This window comes from Streptomyces sp. NPDC004065 (genome assembly GCF_044903565.1).
Classification (GTDB): Bacteria; Actinomycetota; Actinomycetes; order Streptomycetales; family Streptomycetaceae; genus Streptomyces.
Genome location: NZ_JBJDQT010000063.1, coordinates 1 through 1,710, shown reverse-complemented (window position 1 = coordinate 1,710; position 1,710 = coordinate 1). Strand labels below are relative to the sequence as shown.

The 1,710-nt window shown below is 57.2% G+C and carries 2 rRNA genes (1 of these 2 only partly in view); both read left to right on the top strand.

The features are described from left to right. A 23S ribosomal RNA gene (locus ACI2LW_RS33535) occupies positions 1-1,502 on the top strand (it extends 1,366 nt beyond the left edge of the window). Between the two features lie 91 nt (positions 1,503-1,593). Then, positions 1,594-1,710 (top strand): 5S ribosomal RNA (rrf, locus tag ACI2LW_RS33530).

Sequence of the window (1,710 nt, the reverse complement as noted above, 5' to 3'; positions counted from 1 at the left end):
GTTAGTAGGTGAGTGATGGGGTGACGCAGGAAGGTAGTCCATCCCGGGCGGTGGTTGTCCCGGGGTAAGGGTGTAGCCCGAGTGGTAGGTAAATCCGCCACTCATGCAGGGTGAGACCTGATGCCGAGCCGATTGTGGCGAAGTGGATGATCCTATGCTGTCGAGAAAAGCCTCTAGCGAGTTTCATGGCGGCCCGTACCCTAAACCGACTCAGGTGGTCAGGTAGAGAATACCGAGGCGTTCGGGTGAACTATGGTTAAGGAACTCGGCAAAATGCCCCCGTAACTTCGGGAGAAGGGGGGCCATTTCTGGTGATGAGCTTCGCGCTCTGAGCTGGGGGTGGCCGCAGAGACCAGCGAGAAGCGACTGTTTACTAAAAACACAGGTCCGTGCGAAGCCGTAAGGCGATGTATACGGACTGACGCCTGCCCGGTGCTGGAACGTTAAGGGGACCGGTTAGCTCCATTTCGGTGGGGCGAAGCTGAGAACTTAAGCGCCAGTAAACGGCGGTGGTAACTATAACCATCCTAAGGTAGCGAAATTCCTTGTCGGGTAAGTTCCGACCTGCACGAATGGCGTAACGACTTCTCGACTGTCTCAACCATAGGCCCGGTGAAATTGCACTACGAGTAAAGATGCTCGTTTCGCGCAGCAGGACGGAAAGACCCCGGGACCTTTACTACAGTTTGATATTGGTGTTCGGTTCGGCTTGTGTAGGATAGCTGGGAGACTGTGAAGCCCGGACGCCAGTTCGGGTGGAGTCGTCGTTGAAATACCAGTCTGGTCGTGCTGGATGTCTAACCTGGGTCCGTGATCCGGATCAGGGACAGTGTCTGATGGGTAGTTTAACTGGGGCGGTTGCCTCCTAAAGGGTAACGGAGGCGCCCAAAGGTTCCCTCAGCCTGGTTGGCAATCAGGTGTTGAGTGTAAGTGCACAAGGGAGCTTGACTGTGAGACCGACGGGTCGAGCAGGGACGAAAGTCGGGACTAGTGATCCGGCGGTGGCTTGTGGAAGCGCCGTCGCTCAACGGATAAAAGGTACCCCGGGGATAACAGGCTGATCTTCCCCAAGAGTCCATATCGACGGGATGGTTTGGCACCTCGATGTCGGCTCGTCGCATCCTGGGGCTGGAGTCGGTCCCAAGGGTTGGGCTGTTCGCCCATTAAAGCGGTACGCGAGCTGGGTTTAGAACGTCGTGAGACAGTTCGGTCCCTATCCGCTGTGCGCGTAGGAGTCTTGAGAAGGGCTGTCCCTAGTACGAGAGGACCGGGACGGACGAACCTCTGGTGTGCCAGTTGTTCTGCCAAGGGCATGGCTGGTTGGCTACGTTCGGGAGGGATAACCGCTGAAAGCATCTAAGCGGGAAGCCTGCTTCGAGATGAGGACTCCCACCCACTTGATGGGGTAAGGCTCCCAGTAGACGACTGGGTTGATAGGCCGGATCTGGAAGCACGGTAACGTGTGGAGGTGACCGGTACTAATAGGCCGAGGGCTTGTCCTCAGTTGCTCGCGTCCACTGTGTTGGTTCTGAAACCACGAACAACCGTCGCAGCCGCCATGGCGTGCGGTTCCGGTTGAGAGTTTCATAGTGTTTCGGTGGTCATAGCGTGAGGGAAACGCCCGGTTACATTCCGAACCCGGAAGCTAAGCCTCACAGCGCCGATGGTACTGCAGGGGGGACCCTGTGGGAGAGTAGGACACCGCCGAAC